At 35.2% G+C, this 23,038-nt stretch carries 17 protein-coding genes and 1 rRNA gene; 17 read left to right on the forward strand and 1 reads right to left on the reverse strand.

The annotated features are described in order from the left end of the window. Window positions 1-87: ribosomal RNA gene (gene rrf / locus ACHRV0_RS14075) — 5S ribosomal RNA — on the forward strand; the annotation flags it as partial. Between the two features lie 256 nt (window positions 88-343). Here rrf and ACHRV0_RS14080 read toward each other — a convergent pair. Beyond that, window positions 344-1,360: a proline-specific peptidase family protein gene (locus tag ACHRV0_RS14080; protein WP_395441278.1), complete on the reverse strand. Its 1,017-nt coding sequence runs from the start codon at window positions 1,358-1,360 to the stop codon at window positions 344-346. 193 nt (window positions 1,361-1,553) lie between these two features. On the opposite strand from ACHRV0_RS14080, the gene ACHRV0_RS14085 reads away from it, so the two are divergent. The 16 genes from ACHRV0_RS14085 to fsa all read left to right on the forward strand — a co-directional run bounded on the left by ACHRV0_RS14085 (window position 1,554) and on the right by fsa (window position 23,014). Then, window positions 1,554-1,997, forward strand: a complete 444-nt coding sequence (locus tag ACHRV0_RS14085) for a PepSY-like domain-containing protein (RefSeq protein WP_395441279.1) — start codon at window positions 1,554-1,556, stop codon at window positions 1,995-1,997. Between the two features lie 96 nt (window positions 1,998-2,093). Further along, window positions 2,094-3,122, forward strand: a complete 1,029-nt coding sequence (locus tag ACHRV0_RS14090) for a LacI family DNA-binding transcriptional regulator (protein ID WP_395441280.1) — start codon at window positions 2,094-2,096, stop codon at window positions 3,120-3,122. Window positions 3,123-3,180: 58 nt separating this feature from the next. Further along, on the forward strand, window positions 3,181-4,017 hold the full coding sequence (locus ACHRV0_RS14095) for a helix-turn-helix domain-containing protein (RefSeq protein WP_395441281.1): 837 nt from the start codon (window positions 3,181-3,183) through the stop codon (window positions 4,015-4,017). An 86-nt stretch (window positions 4,018-4,103) separates the two neighbouring features. Next, window positions 4,104-4,646 (forward strand): YbhB/YbcL family Raf kinase inhibitor-like protein, encoded by a 543-nt coding sequence (locus tag ACHRV0_RS14100; RefSeq protein WP_395441282.1) that lies wholly within the window; start codon window positions 4,104-4,106, stop codon window positions 4,644-4,646. 275 nt (window positions 4,647-4,921) lie between these two features. Beyond that, window positions 4,922-7,075 (forward strand): alpha-glucuronidase family glycosyl hydrolase, encoded by a 2,154-nt coding sequence (locus ACHRV0_RS14105; protein ID WP_395441283.1) that lies wholly within the window; start codon window positions 4,922-4,924, stop codon window positions 7,073-7,075. A 170-nt stretch (window positions 7,076-7,245) separates the two neighbouring features. After that, a complete protein-coding gene (locus ACHRV0_RS14110; protein ID WP_395441284.1) occupies window positions 7,246-7,983 on the forward strand; it encodes an SDR family NAD(P)-dependent oxidoreductase in 738 nt (245 codons plus the stop codon). Window positions 7,984-8,160: 177 nt separating this feature from the next. Further along, window positions 8,161-9,324 (forward strand): mannonate dehydratase, encoded by a 1,164-nt coding sequence (gene uxuA / locus ACHRV0_RS14115; RefSeq protein ID WP_395441509.1) that lies wholly within the window; start codon window positions 8,161-8,163, stop codon window positions 9,322-9,324. A 101-nt stretch (window positions 9,325-9,425) separates the two neighbouring features. Beyond that, complete coding sequence (locus tag ACHRV0_RS14120) at window positions 9,426-12,020, forward strand: glycosyl hydrolase 115 family protein (protein ID WP_395441285.1); 2,595 nt, start codon at window positions 9,426-9,428, stop codon at window positions 12,018-12,020. Window positions 12,021-12,175: 155 nt separating this feature from the next. After that, window positions 12,176-13,285 carry an endo-1,4-beta-xylanase gene (locus ACHRV0_RS14125; protein ID WP_395441286.1) on the forward strand — a complete coding sequence of 370 codons (1,110 nt, stop codon included), beginning with the start codon at window positions 12,176-12,178 and terminating at the stop codon, window positions 13,283-13,285. 270 nt (window positions 13,286-13,555) lie between these two features. Further along, window positions 13,556-14,989 carry an MFS transporter gene (locus tag ACHRV0_RS14130; RefSeq protein ID WP_379828451.1) on the forward strand — a complete coding sequence of 478 codons (1,434 nt, stop codon included), beginning with the start codon at window positions 13,556-13,558 and terminating at the stop codon, window positions 14,987-14,989. Window positions 14,990-15,010: 21 nt separating this feature from the next. Further along, window positions 15,011-16,045 carry a glycoside hydrolase family 43 protein gene (locus tag ACHRV0_RS14135; RefSeq protein ID WP_395441287.1) on the forward strand — a complete coding sequence of 345 codons (1,035 nt, stop codon included), beginning with the start codon at window positions 15,011-15,013 and terminating at the stop codon, window positions 16,043-16,045. Window positions 16,046-16,048: 3 nt separating this feature from the next. Next, window positions 16,049-17,782, forward strand: a complete 1,734-nt coding sequence (locus tag ACHRV0_RS14140; RefSeq protein ID WP_395441288.1) for a glycoside hydrolase family 43 protein — start codon at window positions 16,049-16,051, stop codon at window positions 17,780-17,782. Between the two features lie 331 nt (window positions 17,783-18,113). Continuing rightward, complete coding sequence (locus tag ACHRV0_RS14145; protein ID WP_129024209.1) at window positions 18,114-19,121, forward strand: GntR family transcriptional regulator; 1,008 nt, start codon at window positions 18,114-18,116, stop codon at window positions 19,119-19,121. Between the two features lie 2 nt (window positions 19,122-19,123). Next, window positions 19,124-20,605, forward strand: coding sequence for a xylulokinase (locus tag ACHRV0_RS14150; protein WP_395441289.1), 1,482 nt, complete (start codon window positions 19,124-19,126; stop codon window positions 20,603-20,605). A gap of 9 nt (window positions 20,606-20,614) precedes the next feature. Continuing rightward, window positions 20,615-21,940 carry a xylose isomerase gene (gene xylA, locus ACHRV0_RS14155; RefSeq protein WP_395441290.1) on the forward strand — a complete coding sequence of 442 codons (1,326 nt, stop codon included), beginning with the start codon at window positions 20,615-20,617 and terminating at the stop codon, window positions 21,938-21,940. A 417-nt stretch (window positions 21,941-22,357) separates the two neighbouring features. Further along, entirely contained in the window at window positions 22,358-23,014 is a 657-nt protein-coding gene (fsa, locus tag ACHRV0_RS14160) for a fructose-6-phosphate aldolase (RefSeq protein ID WP_395441291.1), read from the forward strand. Window positions 23,015-23,038 lie beyond the last annotated feature (24 nt).

The raw sequence follows: 23,038 nt of genomic DNA on the forward strand, positions 1-23,038 counted from the left end.
TCACCTCTTCCCATCCCGAACAGAGTAGTTAAGCCCGCCTGCGCAGATGGTACTGCAATTTTGTGGGAGAGTATGTCGTCGCCTTTCTTTTAAGAATCCTCATCATGTATTTGATGAGGATTTTTTGCTTTATAGCGGTTTTGGGTTCAGCGCTGAAGACCATTTGGATATGGATCTATTAATTTTTCTTTAAGCCCGAAAAGTTCTTTAAACCCCGATGCGTCAGGGATGGAAGTGGCATCCTTTTGTTTTTTCCTTTAAAGAACAAAAGATACAGCGCACAGCCCGGTCCGTAGGGAGACGCTGTTATATTTACTGTTTTGATTGCTAGTTGTTTACGTATTTATATTTTTTGATTGTCGACATCATTTATAAATTGAATTACTCCATTCATATAAGTCTTCTGATCATCCCACATGGCTAAATGACTCCCGTTTGGACAGTATAAATAACGTCCTTTTTTGACTAATTTGCTTTGTTCTTCCATTGCTTTTGGATCCATTGTGTCATATTTAGCACCAATCATGAGTGTAGGGATTGTAATTTCGTGGAGTTTGTTTTTAATATCCCATTTGGCTAATCTTCCGCTGATACCGAATTCACTCGGACCTTGCATTAAAGTATAAATTTCTCCATTTACATGTTTACTGGCACGATTTAAACCGTCTGGCCATTCTTTTAATCTGCATAAATGTTCTTTGTAAAAATTTGGAAGCAACAATTCCATATATCTAGGATTATTAAAATCTTTTTTAGCTTCTAAAGCCCTTATTTCGGCTAGAATTTCAGGTTTCATTTGCTTTGATAGAACTTCTTCGGCATATTTTCCGTATTCGGGAGCACTTGCCATCATGTTTGAAACTAAAAGACCTTTCATGTTTTGCTGATATTTTAAAGCGTATTCCATAGCTAGTATTCCGCCCCAAGAATTTCCTAAAACATAAAAATTATCTTTATCAGCATTTATCGCTTTGCGCACTTGTTCTACTTCATCTACAAAGCGATCAATAGTCCATAAACTGCTGTCTTTTGGCTGATCGCTGTAATAGGATCCTAATTGATCGTATTCATAAAATTCAAATCCCTCACGCTGAAAAAATGTTTCAAAACATTCCATGTATTCATGAGTCATTGCTGGACCTCCATGTAATAATAGAATTTTTATTTTTGGATTATTTCCAAAACGCTTAGTCCAGACTTTAAATTTGCCAACGGGTGTATTTATTGGAATCATTTTTACTCCGGCAGCTTCTACTTTTTCTTTGCCATATGTAAAATAGTTTGATAAGATATTAGTGCTGTTTTCTTTTTTACAAGATGTCAAGAGAAAGAAAGCTAAAAGAGTAATAATACTACGCATAGATTTTAATTTTTAATGGTGTTTACTAATTTACAAATTATAGTTATATGTAGAGTGCTACTTTAAAATTTGATTTAAGTATTTGTAAATAATGATGTTACGATATTTAGAAACATTAAAACTTTCTTAAAATAATTTGAAAGTATTTTTTGAAGTGGTAAATTAGTAATACTATACTTAAAATATTCAAATTATGAAAACGAAGATATTTTTAGCCATAGCATTGTTAATCGTAACAGTCTCGGTTAGTGCACAAAAGAGAATTGAAGTGACAGAATTACCAAAACCAGCACAGGAATTTTTAAAAAAGCATTTTAATCATACTTCAGTAGTGACAGCTCAAAAAGATCCCGAGCATGGTGAAAAGGGGTATGAAGTCAAACTTAAAGACGGAACAGAAGTGGAGTTCTGGAAAGACGGATCGTACCGTGAAGTTGATGGAGGAGACAATCCGATTCCGACTGGTTTTATTCCAGATAATATTTTAGCATATGTAACCAAAAATCATCCAAACGAAAAAATAACGCACATTGACTATGGACACAAAGATTTAGATGTCGATTTGACCAATAAAATTGATTTGGAATTTACCAAAGACGGTAAAATTCTAAAAGACAAGAAGAATAATGTCAAATAACAGACGAATTTGCGATATGGATATATCCAAAGCTAATTTTGCGAAAGAACATTTTGAGCGAAAATAGTTTATATTTACATTTCTATTTTTTATTTCATGGAAGAGAATAAACATGTAACGATTTACGATATTGCTGAGCGTCTAAATTTAGCGACGTCGACTATTTCACGAGCTTTAAAGGACCATCATACTATAAGTGACAAGACGATTAAGAAAGTGAAAAAAACTGCAGAAGAAATGGGATTTGTTCCCAATACTTTGGCAGCAGGTTTGCGTGGTAACAAAACCAGAACGATTGGTGTTTTAATTCCTACTGTTACACAGCCCTTTTTATCATCCTTAATCAGCGGAATCGAAATCACGGCTCAAAAATCTGATTATACCGTAATCATTATGCAGTCGCATGATTCGTATGAAGAAGAAGTCAATATGGCTAAATCTTTATACAGCAATCGTGTTAGTGGTGTAATTTGTTCGTTGGCAATGGAAACTAGAGATACGGCGCATTTTCATCAGTTTTCGAATAATAATATTCCGTTGGTTTTTGTCGATAGGGTTCCGAAAGATTATAATACTTTTAGAGTAGTTATTGATAATTATACAGCAGGCTACAAAGCGACCAAACATCTTATTGAGCAGGGCTGTATTCGAATAGCTCATTTAACCGCAGGATCAGAATTAGGGAATTTGTATAACGAAAGAAAAAGAGGTTATATTGAAGCTTTAAAAGATCATAACATTGAAGTAGAAGAAGGATTGATTATTAATCTTAATTCCGTTACTTATGAAGATGGTGTAAAAGCCAGCAATGCTTTATTTGATTTAAATCCAATTCCTGATGGATTGTTTGCTCCTGGAGATATTTTGGCAGTAAGCGCCGTTCAGACCGCTAAAAAACGTGGTGTAAAAGTACCAGAAGAATTTAAAGTAATTGGTTTTAACAACGACCCTATTTCGCAGATTATAGATCCAAATTTATCGACTATCACACATCCGGCGGAAAAAATGGGAAAAGCGGCTGCTGAAATTATCATCAAGAACTTGAAGTCTGCTAAAAATGATGATGCTAAAGAAATCACTTTTTTAAATACAGAAGTGCTCGCCAGAGAATCTACTCAGAAATAAAATCAAAAATACTCTAAATAGTAAGGTTTGTCATTTATTTGATAAACCATCAACTTTTATGAAAACAATTACACTTCCGGACGAAATGAATTTAGAAAAATCGCAACACGTACATGTTGTCGATTACAGCAGTTCTAAAGACGTTTCGAAACAGCAAATTATTCTAAATCACAATGTAATTAGTTTTTTGATTGAAGGAACGAAAGAAGTTATTTTTGATACTACAGAATTGTCTATAACGCCTTCTAAATTTCTGATAATGCGTTCCGGAAATTGTTTGATGACAGAAAAAAGAATCTCAATGACTTCCGGTTATAAAAGCATTCTGTTGTTTTTTTCTAATGAAATGATTCATAATTTTATTAGAAAAATGGAATCTGAGAAATCAGAATTAATTGAAGTAAAATCAGTTTATGCTTTTGATTACGATGATTTCCTGAAACGCTTTGTAGAAAGCTTAACCGATATTTCTAAACTTTCAAAAGTTGTTCAATCAAAATTATTGGAAGTTAAGTTTGAAGAAATAATGCTCTATTTAACGGCTCAGTGCGGAACCGATTTTCTGTATTCGTTAACTATAAACAGCAATGACAACTCACAAAAATTCATTCGAACAATCGAAAACAGTCATTTGAGTAAACTTACTTTAAAAGAATTGGCTTTTTTGTGTAATATGAGTGTTTCGACTTTTAAAAGAGAATTCGAAAAACACTATTCAGAATCACCAATAAAATGGTTTCAAAACAAAAGACTCGAACATGCACATTACTTATTGAGTCAGGAAAAAAGCCCTTCCGAAGTTTACTTTGAAGCAGGTTACGAAAACCTTTCCAGTTTTAGTCAGGCGTATAAAACCAAATACGGCGTTACGCCCAAATATCACAAAATGATTTGAGCTTTTAGCAACAGTTTTTGGCTTTTTAGCTAAAATTATTCAGCAGTTCCAAATTTAACTTTGCTTAAAATTTTAAAACAGATAAAATGAAAAAGCTTAGTTTAATTTTGGCGATGTCAGCCATTTTTTCGACATCGATTTTTGCACAGAAAACATTTACCTTAAGCAGTAAAGATTTAGGAGGAGAAACAACTAAAATTCAGGAATTCAACGGATTTGGCTGTTCTGGAGAGAATCAGTCTCCACAATTATCATGGAAAAATGCTCCCGAAGGAACCAAAAGTTTTGCCGTAACCATGTACGATCCGGACGCACCAACAGGAAGCGGATTCTGGCACTGGGTTGTAGTTGATATCCCAGCAAATGTAAACGAATTGGTTACCAATGCAGGAACTAAAAATCTTGTTCCAAAAGGCGCTATCCAAAGTGTAACCGATTACGGAATCAAAGGATTTGGAGGGCCATGTCCGCCAGTTGGTCACGGATTTCATCAATATATTATTACGGTTTATGCTTTAAAAACCGATAAACTGGGAACAGACGATAATACAAATCCGGCTGTAGTAGGATTTAATCTTTGGAACCAGACTTTAGCGAAAGCCAGTATTGTAGCGTATTACAAGCGATAATAATTAAGGATTTAAACTCTAAATCCAACCCCGTTATAGCAGGATAGTTTTTATAATTATCCTGCTTTTATTTGTTATAGAAATTATTTTTTCGAAAAAAAGAGAGCTAAAATTTTTTTCTTAAACAACAATCCTATATTTTTACGCAACCGATTGCAATTGTTGTTTTATTTAGGATAATGTATTTTTTAAATTAAAATTTTATGAAATACTTTTAAAAGTAAATAAAATAGTGATGCTGTAAAAAGTGAGATTGTAAAGAATAAATTATAACCATGACTTCATTTAGATTTATTTTCCTGTTTCTTCTGATTTCTTTTTCGGCTTTGGCACAAAAGGATTATAAATTGTGGCTTCAGTATAATTCAGTTGCCAATGCTGCAATAGCTTCAGAATACAAAAACAATCTTGAAGGAATTGTCCTTTTGGGGAATTCGGAAACCATAAAAATTGCCGAAAAGGAACTCAAAATGGGATTTTCGGATATGCTCGGAAATATTCCAGAAATCAAATCTGATATAAAAGGAGAGAACAATCTTATCATTGGTTCACAATCGAATTTAAATGCTGAAATCATAAGCGAATTACAGGCTGATTTTGATAAAATAAATAATGAAGGTTTTGTAATCAAATCTATTTCTCTTAAAAACAAAAAGCAAATTGTTATTACAGGAAAAAATGATGTGGCTGTTTTATATGGAGTTTTTAGTTTTCTGAGAATACTGCAAACCAATAAACCAGTTAAAAATTTAAATATTGCCGATTCTCCAAAAACAAATATTAGAATCCTGAATCATTGGGATAATCTCGATCGAACTGTAGAACGTGGTTATGCCGGATTTTCACTTTGGAACTGGCAGAAATTGCCTGATTTTATCGATCAGCGTTACATTGATTATGCCAGAGCGAATGCTTCAATCGGAATCAACGGAACAGTTTTGACCAACGTAAATGCAAACGCTTTAATTCTGACTCCACAATACTTAGAAAAAGTCGAAGCATTGGCGAATGTTTTCAGACCTTACGGAATAAAAGTGTATTTAACAGCAAGATTTTCGGCACCAATTGAAATTGGAAACCTAAAAACTGCGGATCCAAAAGATGCAGAAGTGATTAATTGGTGGAAAAATAAATCAGCTGAAATTTATAAACGAATCCCAGACTTTGGAGGATTTTTGGTGAAAGCCAATTCAGAAGGTCAGCCAGGGCCTCAAAATTATGGAAGAGACCATGTCGATGGCGCTAATATGTTGGCAGATGCCGTTGCTCCTTTTGGAGGCGTAATTATGTGGAGGGCGTTTGTATATTCAGAACATGATGCGAATGATCGTGCCAAGCAGGCTTACGCCGAATTTCAGCCCTATGATGGAAAATTCAAAGAAAATGTAATCGTTCAGGTCAAAAACGGAGCAATCGATTTTCAGCCGAGAGAACCGTTTCATCCGTTATTTGGAGCGATGCCGAAAACGCCTTTAATGATGGAGTTTCAAATCACGCAGGAATATTTAGGTTTCAGCACACATTTGGTTTTTCTACCTAAATTATTTCAGGAAGTTTTGGAATCAGATACATATCAAAAAGGAAAAGGCTCAACCGTTGCTAAAGTTATTGATGGCACTTTATATCAAAATAAACTAACCGGAATTGCCGGCGTTGCGAATATCGGAAGCGATTTAAACTGGACAGGTCATCCTTTTGCGCAAGTGAATTGGTATGGTTTCGGAAGAATGGCTTGGAATCCGTATTTAGATTCTGAAGCGATTGCCGATGAATGGTTAAGAAGTACTTTTTCAAATGATGAAAATTTCATTAAACCAGTTAAAAACATGATGATCGAATCGCGAGAAGCCGTTGTTAATTATATGACTCCACTTGGGCTCCATCATATTATGGACACAGGACATCATTACGGGCCAGGGCCTTGGGTTTCGAATTTGTCAAGACCAGAATGGAATCCAACTTATTATCATAAAGCAGACAAAAACGGAATTGGTTTTGACAGATCAAAATCCGTAACGAATGCTGTTTCGCAATACGCATCAGAAGTCGCCAATATTTTTGATAATTTAGAAACTTGTCCTGAAAAAGATCTTTTATGGTTTCATCATGTTTCGTGGGATTATAAACTCAAAAACGGACAAACTCTTTGGAATGGACTTTCGCTTAAATATCAGGAGGGTGTAGACCAAGTAAAAGAAATGCAGAACGTCTGGAATCGAGCAGAAAAATATGTTGATAATGAACGTTTCAACGAAGTAAAAATGCTATTAGAGATTCAGTACAAAGAAGCAAAATGGTGGCGAGATGCTTGTTTGCTGTATTTTCAACAGTTTTCGGGTAAAGAACTTCCAAATGGAGTTGAAAAACCAACACAAACTTTAGAGTATTTTAAATCATTAAAATTCCCATTTGCACCGGGGAATGGATAAATAAATTGAATAATTGTAACGCGGATAAAACGGATTCGCTATCGCGAAGACACGGAAAAAAACGGATTTTTTCCAATAAAAATTAGAATAAAAAAATCTGTGTTAATCAGCGTTTTCGCGATAGCGAATCCGTCTAATCAGTGTACTGTAAATATATTTTACTAAAAATTATGAGCAAGAAAACGGCAATTGTAACCGGAGGAAATTCAGGTTTAGGATTTGCAACAGCAAAGAAATTATGTGACAACGGAATCACAACTTACATCATTGGCAGATCAAAAGAAAAAACAGAAGATGCCTGCAAAGAAATTGGAGAAAATGCTATTCCAATAATCTTCGATTTAAATGATCTAAAAGGAATTCCTGCGATGATTGAGAGCATTACAAAAAATGGGGCAATTGATATTTTGGTAAACAACGCCGGAATCAATATGAAAAAGGAATTTGCAGATGTGACCGATGAAGAATTTTTATCAATCATTCACACCAATCTTTTGAGTGTTTTTGCTGTAAGCCGAGAAGTTGTAAAGAATATGAAAGAAAATGGAGGCGGAAGCATTATCAATATCAGTTCGATGGCATCCCAATACGGAATTCCAAAAGTAATTGCGTATTCATCAAGTAAAGGCGCAATTGAAGCCATGACTCGTGCTATGGCGGTTGAATTGGCTCAGTTTGGTATTCGTGCGAACTGTATTGCACCAGGATTTATTAAAACCAAAATGTCATCGACAGCTTTGGATAACGATCCAGAAAGAAAAAATAAAGTATTGGGAAGAACGCCAATGGGCTATTTAGGAGAGCCGTCAGATATTGCAGATGCCGTTTATTATTTCGCTTTAAGCGAGTCAAAATATACTACTGGTACAGTGTTGCCAGTTGATGGTGGAAACAGTATTGGGTTTTAATTTAAAGTTTCTAAGGGGCAGAGGCTCAAAGGCTCAAAGGTTTTTTGAAGCCACAGATTAAAGGATTAAAAAGATTAAAATCAGCTCAATCTGCAATCCCGATAGCTATCGGGAGCATGAAACAAAACTTTGTGACTCTGCGACTTTGCGAGATTAAAAAAAGTCAATATGATAAAAATGCAACAAACCATGAGATGGTTCGGACCAACCGACAATGTCAAGCTAATTGACATTCGACAAGCTGGCGCAACTGGAATTGTAACTGCGTTGCATCAAATTCCAGTTGGAGATATCTGGACTATTGAAGCGATAAAAGAAAGACAGGAAATCATTCGCAATTATGGTTTAGAGTGGACTGTGGTTGAAAGTCTTCCTGTTCATGAAGAAATCAAAAGAGCTTCAGGAAATTATTTGCAATACATAGAAAATTATAAAATCAGTCTGCAAAATCTGGCGGAGTGTGGCATCAAAATTATAACCTATAACTTCATGCCGATTCTGGATTGGGTAAGAACTAATCATAATTTTATAAACGAAGACGGGAGTAAAGCTCTTTTATACAATCAGGATGCTTTTACTTATTTTGATGTTTATCTTTTAAAAAGACCAAATTCAGAAAATGAGTATTCAGATGTCGAAAAAGAAAGAGCTTTGCAATTTGGAAATCAATTATCTGAGGAAGAAAAAGAATTGTTGTTTAAAAACGTTTTGCTAGGACTTCCTGGAAGTACAATCCATTTTACGGCAGAGCAGATTTTGTCTCTTTTAGAAAACTATGCTGAAATTGACAATCAAAAACTAAGAGAAAACCTGATTTATTTTCTATCTGAAGTAACTCCGATTGCGGAGAAAAACAGGCAAAAATTAGCAATTCATCCGGATGATCCGCCGTTTTCGGTTTTAGGGCTTCCGAGAATTGTTTCAACTGAAGCCGATTTGAAAGCTATTTTCAACGCCGTTCCATCAAAAGCAAACGGATTGTGTTATTGCACAGGTTCCTTAAGTGCTGATCCTAAAAATAATCTCGAAAAAATAATAGACGATTTCGGAGACCGAATTCATTTTTTACATCTTCGAAATACCATCCGCGAAAGCGAAACTATTTTCAGAGAATCGGAACATTTAAATGGCGATGTTAAAATGGAAGTGATTGTTGAGAAATTATTGTTATTAATGAATAAAACCAAAGTAAGCCTTCCAATGCGTCCTGATCACGGTTTTCTTCATCGAGTTGATGAGGAAACAGAAACTTATCCAGGTTATTCGTTGACAGGAAGATTAAAAGGTTTGGCTGAATTAAGAGGTTTGGAGATGGGAATTGTTTATAAATTGAATTTGTAATATAAGTATCCTAACAGGTTTCCAAAACCTGTTAGGATATGTGCTTAAACTGTAAATGTCTTTTGCAAACAAAGAAAATCTTTGATTCTATGTATTTAAAAATGAAAATATCGCATCTGATTTTATTGCTTTTCCTAATCGGATTAAGCCCAAATTCGTATGCCATAAATCCAGAAAAATATGTAGTCAATCGGGCTTCTAATGAAAACTTCCCTTTGGTTTCAAAAGGGAAAATAGCTTCGATTTTGGTTGACGATAAAGATTATGCTGGGGTTTTAAAAGTAGCAGGGCATTTAGAAAATGATCTTTTTAAAGTTTCAGATTTGCATCCGAAAAGAATAAAAAAGATTTCAGAAGCAGAAGATTTTATTGTCATTATTGGGACATTAGGAAAAAGCAAATTTATCGATCAATTAGCCAAACAAGGAAAAATTGATGCCAAAGCACTTGAAGGAAAATGGGAAAAATTTACCACACAAATTGTCGAAAATCCGTTTAAAGGAAGTAAAAAAGCATTGGTAATTGCAGGTTCAGATAAACGAGGAACGATTTACGGAATCTACGATTTATCGAATCAAATTGGCGTTTCTCCTTGGTATTATTGGGCAGATGTTCCAGTTAAAAAACAAACGGAACTGCATGTTTTGCCTGGAATTCACTCACAGGGAGAACCAAAAGTAAAATACAGAGGAATTTTTATAAACGATGAAGCTCCGGCTTTGTCTGGCTGGGCATTTGAAAAATTTGGCGGATTCAATTCGAAATTCTACGATAAAGTTTTTGAATTGATTCTACGAATGAAAGGCAATTATTTATGGCCGGCGATGTGGGGCAGAATGTTCTATGTTGAAGATCCGGAGAATGCTATTTTGGCCGATGAATACGGAATTGTCATGGGAACTTCGCATCATGAACCGTTAACGAGAGCACACGCCGAATGGGGAAAAGCAAACGGGAAATGGGATTTTAATTCCAATTCAGAAGCTCTGATTCAATTTTGGAAAGACGGAATTAAACGAATGGGAAATAAAGAAACTATCGTTACAATCGGAATGCGTGGCGACGGCGATGAACCCATGACGGAAGGAACTGCAATTGAAGTACTAGAAAATATTGTAAAAACTCAAAGAAACATTATTGCAGAAATTACTAAAAAACCTGCTGAAGAAACGCCACAAATGTGGGCACTTTACAAAGAAGTTCAAGATTATTACGACAAAGGAGTGACCGTTCCCGATGATGTTACGCTTTTGCTTTGCGATGACAATTGGGGAAATATCCGCAAACTTCCAGAATTAGAGGCAAAACCAAGAAAAGGCGGTTATGGCATTTATTATCATTACGATTACGTAGGTGGACCACGAAATTACAAATGGATTAATACCAATCAAATCGAACGTGTTTGGGAACAAATGGATTTGGCATATCAATATGGAGTCGATAAAATCTGGATTGTAAATGTAGGCGATATCAAACCAATGGAATTTCCGATGGAATTTTTCTTAGATATGGCGTGGAATCCTGAAAAGTTTAATGCTGGAAATTTAGAGCAATATTATGTTAATTGGGCTAAAGAAAATTTTGATAATCAGTTTTCAGAAGAAATTGCCGAGATTTTAAAATTATATACGAAATACAATTCACGAAGAAAACCTGAATTATTGGATGCTAAAACGTACAGCATTGTAAATTTTAACGAAGCAGATCGAGTTGTATCAGATTATCAAAAATTGGTTGAAAAAGCCAATTCGATAAACGAAAAGTTGAAACCAGAATACAAAGATGCTTTTTATCAGATCGTTTTGTTTCCGGTTTTGGCAAGTGCCAATTTAAATGAAATGTATGTTACAACGGCTAAAAATCATTTGTATGCAGAACAAGGAAATGCCATTGCAAATGAATATGCTGAAAAAGTAAAAAAGTTATTTGAAAAAGATGCTGAGCTCACAAATTACTATCACACTCAATTAGCAAATGGTAAGTGGAATCATATGATGTCACAAACACATATTGGTTATGATAATTGGCAACAGCCTGAAAAAAATGTGATGCCCAAAACAAAAACAATTGAAATTTCAAATAAAGTTCAAGCGGGAGTTTTTATAGAAGATTCATCAAAGGCTAGAACTTCGATTAATAAAAATAGGGATTTAGATCATGTTAGAGGTTTTGTTGAGGACAACGGATGTATTTCGATAGAAAGTAAAAATTATTCTAAAGCAATAAATTCAGATGCCGTAAAATGGACCATAATTCCAAATCTTGGTAAAACAGATTCAGGAATAACGATAAAACCTTCGAATATCAAATCAATTGAAATTTCAGAAAGATCTCCAAGATTAGAATACAATGTTCATTTTTTCAGTAAAGGAAAGATAAAAGTAAATGTCTATTTTTCGCCAACAATCAATTTTAAAATTGGTGACGGCTTAAAATACGGAATTGGTTTTGATGATGAAAAACCGCAAATAATGAACCTTAATGCAGATTCTTCAGAAAAAGTCTGGGCTGAATCTGTTGCGAACAATATTAAAATTATTACCTCAACGCATGAAATCGAAAATTCAGGAAATCATGTTTTGAAAATTTATGCGATTGATCCAGCTTTGGTGCTTCAGAAAATTGTAATTGAAACGGAAGAGGGAAAAATTTTGGAGTCGTATTTAGGGCCTCCGGAGAGTTTTAGGAAGGAATAATATGCAAAGTTTGTCATTCCGAGGAACGAGGAATCACACTAGAAACTCCACACAGAATATCGCCAATCTTTATCGATTTCCGAGTGTGATTCCTCGTTCCTCGGAATGACAAAACGAAACGAATAAAAAACTATTAACTATTTAAACCAAAAGACATGAAATTTATTAAACCTTATTTAGTTGTCGTCACGACTTTGCTGGCTGTAAGCTGTACGTCACAGAAAGAAACCGCTTCATTAAAAGACGCTTATAAAAATGATTTCTACATCGGAACCGCTTTAAGTGCGGATCAAATTGAAGTCAAAAACGCTAAAGAAGATTCTCTGATTCGAAAAGAATTTAATGCGATTACAGCAGAAAATATCATGAAATCGATGTACACGCATCCGCAAAAAGACAAATATGATTTTGCTTTATCGGATAAATTTGTAGCGTATGGAGAGAAAAACAAAATGTTTATTCACGGTCATACTTTAATTTGGCACAGCCAATTAGCACCTTGGATGGAAAAGATTGCCGACAGTACAGAAATGAAAGCTTTTATGAAAGATCATATTATCACAATCGTTTCCAAATACAAAGGCAGAATTAATTCCTGGGACGTTGTAAACGAAGCGTTGAACGAAGATGGAACTTTAAGACAATCTGTTTTTTTGAAAACGCTAGGCGAAAAATATCTGGTTGACGCTTTCAAACTGGCTGAAAAAGCTGATCCAAAAGCCGAGTTGTATTACAATGATTATAATATCGAAGAACCCGCAAAAAGAGCTGGTGCTATTGCTCTAATCAAAAAAATAAAAGCAGAAGGCGGAAAAGTTGACGGCGTTGGTATTCAGGGACATTGGAGATTAAATAGTCCGTCATTAGAAGAAATTGAGAAAAGTATTTTAGAGTATTCGGCATTAGGAGTTAAAGTAGCTTTTACAGAATTGGATATTACCGTTTTACCAAATCCGTGGGATTTGAAAGGAGCAGAGATCAGTCAGAAGTTTGAAGGAAGCGAAAAAATGAATCCATATCCAAAAGCATTGCCAGATTCTATCCAAAACAAACTCGCAGAACGTTACGAATCGATTTTTAAACTATTTTTAAAGCATAAAGATAAAATCAGCCGAGTGACTTTTTGGGGAGTTCATGATGGGCAATCTTGGCTGAACGACTGGCCGATAAAAGGAAGAACGAATTATCCTTTGCCATTTGATGCCACTTTAAGACATAAAAAAGCTTACGAAAGTATTTTAAAGCTGAAAGAAACTAAAGAATAAGCATCGAAAAAGAGTATGTTTTGAGAAATAATCAACAATCGGTTGTGAAATGAAAAATAACTTAAATAAAGTAAACTAAATTTGCATAATATGTTTTTTTGTCTAATTTTACACAACCGATTGTTTAAATTGTAATTCGCTTTCCTGCAAGGTTTCCAAAATCTTGTAGGTCTGATTTTAGGAGCTGTAAAAAACAATAGAAACCTACAAGGTTTGAAAAACCTTGCAGGAATAGAACTAACTAATCAAAAAATGACCACAAACCCACGAATGACTAACATTTCACAAAAACTATCCATCAAAGAAAAAATTGGATACAGTTTAGGAGATCTTGCTGCAAATCTTGTTTTTCAGACTTTGATGACCTATCTGGCGTATTTCTACACCGACATTTACGGATTATCGCCAACCGATTCTTCGATCATCATGCTGATTGTTGGATTAATTGCCGCTTTTATTTTTAATCCGATTATTGGGGTTTTAGCAGACAGAACGAGTACCAAATGGGGAAAATTCAGACCTTGGATTTTAATAACTGCGATTCCGCTTGGAGTAGTGGCTTTATTGGCGTTTTCAACTCCTGATTTTTCATACAAAGGAAAAGTAATTTATGCCGTTGTCACCTATAGTTTATTACTTCTTTTTTATGCAGGAAACAATCTGCCATATTCTGCTTTAAGTGGCGTTATTACAGGCGATATGAAAGAACGAAACAGCATGTCGTCCTATCGTTTTGTGGCGGTGATGTTTGCCCAGTTTTTTGTTCAGGTTTTTATGCTTGGCATTATCAAAAGTGCTGGAAACGGAGATAAAGCTATCGGAATCGAAAAAGTAATGACCGCTTTGGCGATTATTGGAACAATTATGCTTTTAATTACGTTTTTAACTACGAAAGAAAGAATCATTCCGAAACCAGAACAAAAGTCAAGCGTAAAAGAAGATTTAAGCGATTTAATCAAAAACAGACCTTGGATAATTATGCTTACGCTTACCACTTTGGTTTTTGTGACTTTGGCAATGAAAGGCGGTTCGTATGTGTATTATTTTGAGAATTATGTTGATAAAGATCAATTAGCGGTTTTTATTCAGCCTATTTTGGATACTTTGTCTACTATCGGATTGAATCATTTTGGGAACGATCCCGTTTCAGCAGGTTTTGGTTTATTCAATGCGGGTGGCATTATTTTTATGATTGTCGGTATTACTTTGTCAAAAAATCTGGCAGATAAATACGGAAAACGAAATGTATTCGGTGTATTTTTATTCATCTCGACTTTGTTCATTATCGCTTTTTACTTTTTTCCGCCAGCGTCAATCGGATTGATGTTTTTCTCTCAGATTTTACACGGATTTTTCTATGGAATCACAATCCCGATCCTTTGGGCGATGATTGCCGATGTTGCCGATTATTCCGAATGGTTGAATAACCGTCGTGCAACAGCAATTATATTTTCGGCAATGATGGTTGGACTAAAAACAGGATTGAGCGTTGGAGGCGCTTTAACTACTTTATTTTTAGGCCATTTCCATTACGTACCAAATGCGCCAGAACAGTCTCAAACAGCCATAAACGGAATCAAATTACTAGTGAGTATTTTCCCTGCAATCCCTTTTTTAATTGGAGCCGGATTGCTTTTTTTCTATAAAATCAACAAAGAAATGGAAGTGCAGATCGAAACAGAATTAAAAGAAAGAAGAGCTTAATTATTTAAACAAAATATTACTATGCCTGAAGATAGCATTGAAAACATTAATTTTGAGGAAATTAATGACCTGGCGATTTCAAAGCCTTTAGTATCCCATATGTACACAGCCGATCCTTCGGCACATGTATTCAACGGAAAAATTTACATTTACCCTTCGCACGATATTGATGCCGGAATTCCGTTTAACGACAACGGCGATCATTTCGGGATGGAAGATTATCATGTTTTTTCTATGGAAGATATTTCATCAGAAGTAGTTGATAATGGCGTTGCATTGCATGTAGATGATGTGGCTTGGGCCGAAAAGCAAATGTGGGCGCCAGACGCCGCACATAAAAAAGGGAAGTATTATTTGTATTTCCCTGCCAAACGTGCTAACGGAATTTTCCAAATTGGTGTTGCTGTTTCAGATTCGCCAGTTGGCCCTTTTGTTCCTGAAAAAGATGCCATAAAAGGAAGTTACAGTATCGATCCCGCTGTTTTTGAAGACCAAGACGGTAAACATTATATTTATTTCGGAGGCATCTGGGGCGGTCAGCTTCAGAAATACCGCAACAATATATATGATGATAATAACGAAGAACCTTTGGCAAAAGAAAAAGCTTTAGGGCCAATTGTAGCTTTGCTAAGAGACGATATGCTTGAATTTGCCGAAGAACCAAAAGAGATTAAAATTTTGGATGAAAACGGAAATGAGATTCTGGCAGGCGATAACGACCGTCGTTTTTTTGAAGCTTCTTGGGTTCATAAATACAAGGAAAAATATTATTTCTCTTATTCAACAGGCGATACGCATTTTATTTGTTATGCGATTGGTGAAAACCCGTACGGGCCGTTTACGTATCAAGGAAGAATTCTAAATCCTGTTGTAGGCTGGACATCGCATCATTCGATTTGTGAAGTAGAAGGAGAGTGGTACTTGTTTTATCACGATTCGAGCTTGTCAAAAGGTGTAACGCATCTGCGAAGCATGAAAGTAACCAAAATCGATTATCTCGAAGACGGTTCGATTATCACTATTGATCCGTACGGAATAAGAAGATTATTAGATTAAGAAATGAAGAGAAGAAAAACAGGTTTAAAAATTGTTACAGCAGTCATTTTGATGAGTGCGTTTTCTTCGTGTAAAAAAATTTCGCAAAAATCACAATCGGTTGTGTATTCTGATTATGCTTCTTTTGACTGGTTTGATTACCGAAGAAATGACGATGCTTATCAAAATCTAACAAAATCTGATGGCGATTATTTAAATCCTGTTTTGGCTGGTTTTTATCCAGATCCTACGATTTGCAGAGTTGAGGATAAGTTTTATCTCGTCAATTCTTCTTTCTGCTATTTTCCGGGATTGCCCATTTTTGAAAGTACCGATCTGGTAAATTGGAAACAAATTGGAAATATCATCAATCGTCCTGAACAAGCCGATTTTGGGAATTCTCGTTTGTCTGGTGGCATGTATGCACCGACGATTCGCTATAGCAAAGGAACATTTTATTTGATTTGTACCAATGTAAGCGGAGTCGGTAATTTTATTGTTACGGCTAAAAATCCAGCTGGGCCTTGGTCAAATCCCATTGCGCTTCCTGATGTAAACGGAATCGATCCAGATCTCTTTTTTGACGAAGACGGAAAAGTATATATCACGCATAACGGGCCTCCGCCTAATAATGTTTCGCTTCATGATGGCCATCGCGCCATTTATATGCTGGAATATGATTTGGAAAAACAAAAAACCACGACAAGTCCCAAATTGGTTATTAACGGCGGAACCGATATGTCTAAGAAACCAGTATGGATTGAAGGCCCACATGTGATTAAAAAGAACGGATATTATTATCTGCTTTGTGCTCAAGGAGGAACAGGTTTCAATCATTCAGAAGTAATTTTTAGAAGTAAAAATATTTACGGCCCTTATGAAAGTTATGCTGAAAATCCCATTTTAACGCAGTCCCATTTAGATCCAAATCGTAAAAATTTGGTTTCGACAACAGGTCACGCCGATTTTGTAGAATTGCCAAATGGTGATTGGTGGACAGTATTTTTAGGTTGCCGACCTTATGAAGGCGATTTATACAATACAGGAAGGGAAACTTTTATGATGCCTGTGGAATGGAAAAACGATTGGCCAGAAATTGTGGGAGGAAATGAACCAATTCCGATGATTCATAAACGACCAAATCTTCCACTTTCTAAAGAAAAAACAGAACCATTAAATGGAAATTTTATTTCAAAAGACGATTTTGATTCGAATAAATTAGATTTTAAATGGAGTTTTATTAGAACGCCAAAAGAAAAATGGTATGAACTGATTAATGGAAAACTGCTGATAAAACCAAGATCAGAATCAATTCACACCGAAACTAATTTTTCTTTTATCGGAAGAAGGCAACAGCATTTAAAATTTGAAGCTTCGGTGAAGTTTGAATTTAGTCCGAAAGATAATTTACAGACGGCTGGTTTAACGGCTTTTCAAAACGAAAAACATTATTTTTTAATTGGAAAACGTCTGAATGCGGATCACAAATTGGAAGTTTTTGTTGAAAGAACTGCGGATAAAATTAATGACGGAAAATCGGAAATTATTGCAAAGAAAGAACTTTTGGATTCTGATAAGTCATTGTTTGTGAAGATTGAAGGAAACGGAAGGTTGTATAGTTTTTATTATAAATCGACAGAAAAAGAAGATTGGATTTTATTGATAAAAGATGTTGATGGCTCGATTTTGAGTACAAAGGAAGCAGGTGGTTTTGTGGGAACGTATTTGGGGATGTATGCGTCGAGTGAGCATTTTTAATGAAGTTATACATACAGCCTTGTCATTGCGAGGAACGAAGCAATCACATTTGCCAAGTCCAAATCGTAGTGAGGTTGCTTCGTTCCTCGCAATGACAAACTTTATGATTAATTGTCTCCTGAAACCGTTTCGCGTGAGGGATAGAAGTGGAAAGCCCACAGCCGTGAGGAACGAACAGGCGAGGACTTGCAACGGATAGCCTGACCCGGAGGGACACGCCCAAATTATTAGAATAAAAAGAGCTTTAAAAAAATAACATAATTCATGTAAAAAATAATTTTTTATAAAAGTTTTTTAGCTACTTTAGCATAACAGAACGGAACAGAACGGTATGCTAAAAGAAGAAGAAAAATTTGAGTTTATAATGAATCACGAAAGTGATATTCCGAAGTACCAGCAGTTGGTTGACGGAATCACAAATTCGATTGCAGAGAATATTTTGCAAAAGGGAGATTTGCTTCCGTCTGTGAATGTGATCTGCAAAACGTATCAGCTTTCGAGAGATACGGTTTTTAAGGCGTATTCGATTTTAAAAGAACAGAAAGTGATTGATTCTGTGCCGAATAAAGGCTATTATGTGGCGGGAGAAACCAGAAAAGTACTTTTAGTTTTAGATACGTTTAAGGCTTATAAAGAGGTTTTGTACCATTCGGTTGTGAATAATCTGCCCGATAATGTGATTATTGATGTACAGTTTCACCATTATAATATTGATGTGTTTAAAACGATCATTAATAACGGAATTGGGAAGTATTATAAATACGTGGTGATGAATTTTGATCATAAAGACATTGCTCCGGCATTGTCGGCAATTTCGAGTGATAAATTGCTTTTGATAGACTGGAATATTCAGGCGAAAAAAACGAATAACTATGTTTTTCAGGATTTTGGAAAAGCATTTTATGAGTCTTTGACAGAGGCGGTTGATTTGTTTAAAAAGTATAAAAAGATACAATTTGTCTATCCGGATTTTACGAATCACCCGTGGGAAACAGTGGAGTTTTTCAAGAAATTCTGTGCTGATTTTGGTTTTGAATATGAGGTTATTACCGATCCAAAAAAGTTCAATATCGAAAAAGGAATTGCTTATATCAGCGTAAGCGACAGGATTTTAGGACACTTTTTGGAACAATGCAAAGAGAAAGATTTTGAACCTGGGAAAGACGTTGGATTTTTATCGTACAACGAAACCCCGATGAAGAAATTTATATATAAAGGAATTTCGGTTGTATCAACTGATTTTAAAGAAATAGGAACCAAAGCAGCGGCATTTATTACGCATGACGAAGATACTCAGTGTTATGTGCCGACAAAATTAATAATAAGAGAATCATTGTAAGTATGTATTATATCGGATATGATATTGGAAGTTCTTCTGTCAAGGCAGCCTTGGTAGAAGCAGAAACGGGTAAAAAAGTTATCGTTTTGAATGAACCGCAAAACGAAATGGAAATCCTTTCGATTCACCCAGACTGGGCAGAACAGGATCCTGAAATTTGGTGGCAGCACATTTGTACAGCGACTAAAAGAGCCATTAAAGAAGCAAATATTGATGCCTCGAAAATTCAGGGAATTGGTATTTCGTACCAAATGCACGGATTAGTAATTGTTGACAAAGATAACGCTCCGTTACGAAATTCAATTATCTGGTGCGACAGCCGTGCGGTTGAAATTGGGAATACCGCTTTCGCCGAAATTGGAGAACAAAAATGTATGGAGCATTTATTGAATTCTCCAGGAAATTTCACGGCTTCGAAACTGAAATGGGTTAAAGAAAACGAGCCTGAAGTTTACAATAAAATTGCGAAATACATGCTTCCAGGAGATTACATCGCTTTGAAATTGACAGGTGAAGTAACGACTACCAAAAATGGTTTGTCTGAAGGAATGCTTTGGGATTATAAAGAAAATAAAGTAGCCGACTGGCTTTTAGAATATTATGGAATTGATACAGCATTGACTCCTAAAATTGTAGAAAATTTTACGAATCAAGGTGTTGTTACAGAAAAAGCTGCTGCAGAATCAGGTCTTCCTGCCGGAATTCCAATTGCGTATAGAGCAGGAGATCAGCCGAATAATGCTTTGTCATTAAATGTGCTTCGTCCGGGAGAAGTTGCGGCAACAGGTGGTACGTCGGGTGTTTTCTATGCTGTGACAGAAACAAATTCAGGAAAAAGTACTCGTGTAAACAACTTCGTTCATGTGAATTATGCTGAATCAAATCCGAGAGTTGGGAAATTGCTGAATATAAACGGAGCAGGAATCCAATACCGATGGATGCGAAACAATATCGGAAATGAATCCTATGAAGAAATGAATGAAAAAGCATCTCAGATAAATGTAGGTTCACAAGGATTGGTTGTCATTCCGTTTGGAAATGGCGCTGAAAGAATGTTCAATAATAAAAATATTGGATCTCATATTTTAAACCTGAATTTTAATATTCATACCAACGCGCATTTATTCAGAGCATCTTTGGAAGCAATTGCATTTTCTTTTGTTTACGGAATGGAATGTTTGAAAGATGATAATGCAACGATTAATGTAATTAGAGCTGGAAATGATAATTTATTCCGTTCTGAAATTTTCTCTAATACAGTTGCAACTTTAATTGGTCACGAAATAGAAATTTACAATACAACCGGAGCAGTAGGAGCAGCAAGAGCAGTAGGCTTGACAGATGGCGACTTTGAAAAATTTGGTTCAGGAATTACAACAAATGATCACGTAATGACCTTTTTGCCTCTAAAAAATAAAGAGGAATACGAAACGGCATATAAAAAATGGAAACAAGAATTAGAATTAATATTAACAACTAAATAAAAAAATCAAATGATAGTTTTAGGAGATAAAGAATACTACAAAGGTATTGGCCAAATTAAATTTGAAGGAAAGGAATCTGACAACCCATTGGCATTTAAATATTACAATCCAGACCAAGTTGTAGCTGGAAAAACAATGCGTGAACACTTTAAATTTGCTATTGCTTACTGGCATACTTTCTGCGGACAAGGAAGCGATCCATTCGGACCAGGAACACAGCAATTTGCTTGGGATGCTTCATCAGATCCATATCAAGCGGCAAAAGATAAGGCAGATGCTGCTTTTGAATTCATCAGCAAAATGGGATTCGATTATTTCTGTTTCCACGATTACGATTTGATTGCTGAAGGAGCAACTTTCGCAGAATCAGAAAAACGTTTGGCTTTTATTACAGATTACTTAAAACAGAAAAAAGCAGACTCTGGAATTAAATTACTTTGGGGAACTTCAAACTGTTTCTCAAATCCAAGATTCATGAACGGAGCCGCTACAAATCCTGATTTTAATGTAGTAGCGAGAGCTGGAGGTCAAGTAAAATTGGCTTTGGACGCAACAATTGCTTTAGGTGGAGAAAACTACGTATTCTGGGGTGGTAGAGAAGGTTATATGTCTTTACTAAACACAGATATGGGAAGAGAATTAGACCACATGGCGCAATTCTTAGCAATGTCTAGAGACTACGCAAGATCTCAAGGTTTTAAAGGAACTTTCTTCATCGAGCCAAAACCAATGGAGCCATCAAAACACCAATACGATTTTGACTCGGCAACTGCAATTGGATTCTTGAAAAATTATGGTTTAGATAAAGATTTCAAAATTAATATTGAGGTAAACCACGCTACTTTGGCTCAGCATACTTTCCAACACGAATTAGAAGTAGCAGCAAAAGCAGGAATGTTAGGAAGCATTGATGCTAACAGAGGAGATTACCAAAACGGATGGGATACAGACCAGTTCCCAAATAATATCCAAGAAACTACTGAAGCGATGTTGGTTTTCTTAAAAGCTGGCGGATTGCAAGGCGGAGGAGTTAACTTTGATGCTAAAATCAGAAGAAATTCTACAGACTTAGAAGATGTTTTCTTAGCGCACATTGGCGGAGCTGATACTTTTGCAAGAGCTTTATTGACTGCAGATAAAATTATCACTTCTTCTCCTTACGAAAAATTAAGAACAGAAAGATACAGTTCATTCGATTCTGGAAAAGGAAAAGATTTTGCTGAAGGAAAATTAAACCTGAAAGATCTTTATACTGTTGCTCACGAAAATGGAGAATTAAATCTTCAAAGCGGTAAACAAGAATTGTTTGAAAACATCATCAATCAATATATTTAATTGATTTAGATTTTCATATCAAACCTAACAGGTTTTCAAAACCTGTTAGGTTTCTAAAAAAAACTAAAAACTAAATTTTTAAATAGGATAGCCGTAAAAAGTTAAAAATATTTAAAAATGTTTTTTTTAGATAAAAACTTTAAAAATGTGTATTAAGATTATGACTTTTTTTCACATTGAGATTTCAGAAAAATAGATTGAAGGTTTAGTTACTATTTTTTTGAAAATCGAAACGAATAAAAAGTCAGTTTGATAAAATAAATAAGTGAGTATTTTTTATTAAAGGTTTTTTGAAGAGCAGAATCAATCGAAATGCACATTTTTTACTTACTAGAACAACTGAGAACTTTGTCAAAGTTTTAAACTTTGACAAAGTTTTTTTTACGCAAAAATACTTTTAACTCAAACCAAAAACATATGAAATTTTTTATTGACACTGCCAATCTTCAGGATATTAAAGAAGCCCAGTCTTTAGGCGTTTTAGACGGTGTAACCACCAATCCGTCTTTAATGGCAAAAGAAGGCATTACAGGAAAAGAAAATATCCTGAAACATTATTTAGACATTTGTAATATCGTTGAAGGCGATGTTTCGGCTGAGGTAATTTCGACTGAATTTGATGGAATGATCAAAGAAGGAGAAGAATTGGCCGCTTTGCATCCTCAGATCGTAGTGAAACTGCCAATGATTGGCGATGGTATAAAAGCCTGTAAATACTTTTCTTCAAAAGGAATCAAAACCAATGTAACTCTTGTATTTTCTGCTGGTCAGGCTTTGCTTGCGGCTAAAGCTGGAGCGACTTACGTTTCTCCATTTTTAGGACGTTTAGATGATGTTTCGACAGATGGAATGCATCTTATTGAAGAAATTAGAGAAATCTACGATAATTACAACTATCAAACGCAGATTCTTTCAGCTTCAGTAAGACATACAATGCATATTGTAAATTGTGCCAAAGTAGGATCAGATGTTATGACCGGGCCTCTTTCGGCAATAAAAGGCCTTTTAAAACATCCTTTAACTGATATCGGATTAAAGCAATTTGTTGAAGATGCTAAAAAGATGAATCTGTAATGTAACAAAATCCATTTTTTTACT

This window comes from Flavobacterium sp. FlaQc-30 (genome assembly GCF_044005885.1).
GTDB lineage: Bacteria > Bacteroidota > Bacteroidia > Flavobacteriales > Flavobacteriaceae > Flavobacterium.

Bases quoted from the DNA above. Each gene is read 5' to 3' on its own strand.
- ACHRV0_RS14080 (WP_395441278.1), bottom strand. From the start codon at position 1,360: ATGCGTAGTATTATTACTCTTTTAGCTTTCTTTCTCTTGACATCTTGT.
- ACHRV0_RS14085 (WP_395441279.1), top strand. From the start codon at position 1,554: ATGAAAACGAAGATATTTTTAGCCATAGCATTGTTAATCGTAACAGTC.
- ACHRV0_RS14090 (WP_395441280.1), top strand. From the start codon at position 2,094: ATGGAAGAGAATAAACATGTAACGATTTACGATATTGCTGAGCGTCTA.
- ACHRV0_RS14095 (WP_395441281.1), top strand. From the start codon at position 3,181: ATGAAAACAATTACACTTCCGGACGAAATGAATTTAGAAAAATCGCAA.
- ACHRV0_RS14100 (WP_395441282.1), top strand. From the start codon at position 4,104: ATGAAAAAGCTTAGTTTAATTTTGGCGATGTCAGCCATTTTTTCGACA.
- ACHRV0_RS14105 (WP_395441283.1), top strand. From the start codon at position 4,922: ATGACTTCATTTAGATTTATTTTCCTGTTTCTTCTGATTTCTTTTTCG.
- ACHRV0_RS14110 (WP_395441284.1), top strand. From the start codon at position 7,246: ATGAGCAAGAAAACGGCAATTGTAACCGGAGGAAATTCAGGTTTAGGA.
- uxuA (WP_395441509.1), top strand. From the start codon at position 8,161: ATGCAACAAACCATGAGATGGTTCGGACCAACCGACAATGTCAAGCTA.
- ACHRV0_RS14120 (WP_395441285.1), top strand. From the start codon at position 9,426: ATGAAAATATCGCATCTGATTTTATTGCTTTTCCTAATCGGATTAAGC.
- ACHRV0_RS14125 (WP_395441286.1), top strand. From the start codon at position 12,176: ATGAAATTTATTAAACCTTATTTAGTTGTCGTCACGACTTTGCTGGCT.
- ACHRV0_RS14130 (WP_379828451.1), top strand. From the start codon at position 13,556: ATGACTAACATTTCACAAAAACTATCCATCAAAGAAAAAATTGGATAC.
- ACHRV0_RS14135 (WP_395441287.1), top strand. From the start codon at position 15,011: ATGCCTGAAGATAGCATTGAAAACATTAATTTTGAGGAAATTAATGAC.
- ACHRV0_RS14140 (WP_395441288.1), top strand. From the start codon at position 16,049: ATGAAGAGAAGAAAAACAGGTTTAAAAATTGTTACAGCAGTCATTTTG.
- ACHRV0_RS14145 (WP_129024209.1), top strand. From the start codon at position 18,114: ATGCTAAAAGAAGAAGAAAAATTTGAGTTTATAATGAATCACGAAAGT.
- ACHRV0_RS14150 (WP_395441289.1), top strand. From the start codon at position 19,124: ATGTATTATATCGGATATGATATTGGAAGTTCTTCTGTCAAGGCAGCC.
- xylA (WP_395441290.1), top strand. From the start codon at position 20,615: ATGATAGTTTTAGGAGATAAAGAATACTACAAAGGTATTGGCCAAATT.
- fsa (WP_395441291.1), top strand. From the start codon at position 22,358: ATGAAATTTTTTATTGACACTGCCAATCTTCAGGATATTAAAGAAGCC.